The 2,755-nt window shown below is 69.8% G+C and carries 3 protein-coding genes; 2 read left to right on the top strand and 1 reads right to left on the bottom strand.

Annotated elements, in window-relative coordinates; genetic code table 11:
• Positions 1 to 269: hypothetical protein (locus G6017_RS02990; RefSeq protein ID WP_182615882.1), on the bottom strand; the 269-nt coding region annotated here is incomplete at its 3' end.
• Between the two features lie 43 nt (positions 270 to 312).
• On the opposite strand from G6017_RS02990, the gene treS reads away from it, so the two are divergent.
• Together treS and G6017_RS02980 are read left to right on the top strand one after the other, a co-directional pair.
• The gene (treS, locus tag G6017_RS02985) at positions 313 to 2,124 is read left to right on the top strand and encodes a maltose alpha-D-glucosyltransferase (RefSeq protein ID WP_182615883.1); all 1,812 of its coding nucleotides are present in this window, start codon (positions 313 to 315) and stop codon (positions 2,122 to 2,124) included.
• A 10-nt stretch (positions 2,125 to 2,134) separates the two neighbouring features.
• Positions 2,135 to 2,755: maltokinase N-terminal cap-like domain-containing protein (locus G6017_RS02980; protein WP_524536234.1), on the top strand; the 621-nt coding region annotated here is incomplete at its 3' end.

The raw sequence follows: 2,755 nt of genomic DNA, 5'->3' as shown, positions 1-2,755 counted from the left end.
CGGGTGAAACGCATCGGTTCCAGCCACGGTCCGCGTCGCCCGGGCTCCCCGGGGCCTCCCACGGGTTCCAGGCCCCTGGTCCGGGCCGCGGCGAGGATGACCGTCCGGGGCAGTCGCAACTCCCAGGGGCGCACGACCACCTCGTCGTCGTCGACATCCAACAGGGCCGCCAGCGCGCGGGCCCGGCGGCCGTGCCGCTGGCGATACGACCGCGCGGGATCCACGCCCCTCAGGCCGCGGATACGCTCCGCCGGGCCGATTTTCCGCATGCAACGGATCGTACTGGGCCGTAGGCTCGCCCCCATGTCACCGATGTCGCGCCACAAGCCCGACCAACACCAGGCCGACCCCCACCGGTCCGATCCCCGACACCCCGAGCCCGAGCTCACCGACGACGGTCACGTGGTCGAGCCCAGTGCCGACAACTACCGGCACGCGGCCGAGCTCGAGATCGATCGGGACTGGTACAAGTCAGCCGTGTTCTACGAGGTCCTGGTCAGGGCGTTCAACGACTCCGACGGCAACGGCACCGGGGACCTGCGCGGGCTCACCGAGAAGCTCGACTACCTGGAGTGGTTGGGGGTCGACTGCCTCTGGCTGCCGCCGTTCTACGACTCGCCGCTCCGCGACGGCGGGTACGACATCCGCGACTTCCGCGCCGTGTTGCCCGAGTTCGGGACCGTCGAGGACTTCGTCGACTTCCTCGACCAGGCGCACCAGCGGGGCATCCGGGTGATCACCGACCTGGTGATGAACCACACCTCCGACACCCACGCCTGGTTCACCGAGTCGCGGTCCGATCCGACCGGGCCGTACGGGGACTTCTACGTGTGGTCCGACGACGACACCCGGTACCCGGACGCCCGCATCATCTTCGTCGACACCGAGACCTCCAACTGGACCTACGATCCGGTGCGCGGACAGTTCTACTGGCACCGCTTCTTCTCCCACCAGCCCGACCTCAACTACGACAACCCCGAGGTCCAGGACGCGATGATCGACGTCCTGCGGTTCTGGTTGGACCTGGGGATCGACGGGTTCCGCCTGGACGCCGTGCCGTACCTGTTCGAGCGCGACGGCACCAACTGCGAGAACCTCCCCGAGACGCACGAGTTCCTGCGCAAGTGCCGGGCGGTGGTGGACGAGGAGTACCCCGGCCGGGTCCTGCTGGCCGAGGCCAACCAGTGGCCCGAGGACGTGGTGGCGTACTTCGGCGAGCCCGAGGTGGGCGACGAGTGCCACATGGCGTTCCACTTCCCGCTGATGCCCAGGATCTTCATGGCGGTGCGGCGTCAGTCCCGGTTCCCCGTCACCGAGATCCTCGCGCACACCCCCGACATCCCGTCCTCCGCCCAGTGGGGCATCTTCCTGCGCAACCACGACGAGCTCACGCTCGAGATGGTGACGGACGAGGAACGCGACTACATGTACGCGGAGTACGCCAAGGACCCGCGGATGAAGGCCAACATCGGCATCCGCCGCCGCCTGGCCCCGCTGCTCGACGGCGACCACAACCAGCTGGAGCTGTTCTCGGCGCTGCTGCTCAGCCTGCCCGGGTCCCCGGTGCTGTACTACGGCGACGAGATCGGCATGGGTGACAACATCTGGCTGGGCGACCGCGACGCCGTCCGCACGCCGATGCAGTGGGGCCCCGACCGCAACGCCGGGTTCTCCCGGTGCGACCCGGGCCGGCTCTACCTCCCGGTGATCATGGACCCGCAGTACGGCTACCAGGGCGTCAACGTGGAGGCGCAACTCAATTCCACCGCCAGCCTGCTGCACTGGACGCGGCGCATGATCCACGTGCGCAAGAGCCACCCCGCGTTCGGACGCGGCGAGTTCACCGATCTGGGTGGCTCCAACCCGAGCATCCTGGCCTATCTGCGGACGATGGGGTCCCCCGAGGAGGACCCCCGGGCGGACGTGATCCTGTGCGTCAACAATCTCTCGAGGTTCCCGCAGGCCGTGCGCCTGGACCTGTCGGAGTTCGCCGGTCGACGGCCCACCGAGCTCACCGGCGGGGTCCCGTTCCCGGAGATCGACGCCGACCCGTACCAGCTCACCCTGCCCGGTTACGGCTTCTACTGGCTGGAGCTGCGCAGTCCCACGGACACCCCGGCATGAGAGGCGCGGCATGAGCATCACCCCCGTCGACGACGACGCCATGGTCAGGTTGCTGACCGAGTGGCTCCCCGGACAACGCTGGTTCGCGGGAAAGGGCCGGCGACTGTCGGCGGTGCGGATCGCCCGGCGGGCGGTGTTGCTCGACCACGCCGACGTCCTGGTGGAGCACCTGCTGGTGGACGTGGAGGTGGACGGGCGACCACAACGCTATCAGGTCCCACTGGCCACCGCGCGGACCCTGCCGGACGACCGCCGGACGCTCCCCCTGACCCCCGACGGCGCCTCACCGGTGGTCTACGACGGACTGCGTGATCCGCGCGGGACCGAGTCGCTGGTGTCGCACCTCTCCGGGCAGGACGAGGTGGGAGGGCTGCGGTTCCGCCTGGTCCCGGGCGCTCCCGCCCCGGAGCCCGCCCGGGGCAGGCTGCTCGAGGGCGAGCAGTCCAACTCGTCCCTGGTGTTCGGCGACGACCTCATGGTCAAGGTGTTCCGACTGGTCCAACCCGGCCTGAACCCCGACGTGGAACTCCACGCCGCGCTGGCCGACCGGCGGTGCCCGGCCGTCGCGTCGCTGCGGGGCTGGGTGGAGCTCGACGACGACGGGGGCGACCCGGACGCCGACGACGAGGCC

Origin of the sequence: Dietzia sp. B44, assembly GCF_014145245.1 — a bacterium.
Classification (GTDB): domain Bacteria; phylum Actinomycetota; class Actinomycetes; order Mycobacteriales; family Mycobacteriaceae; genus Dietzia; species Dietzia natronolimnaea.
This window is presented reverse-complemented; position numbering and strand designations above follow the sequence as displayed.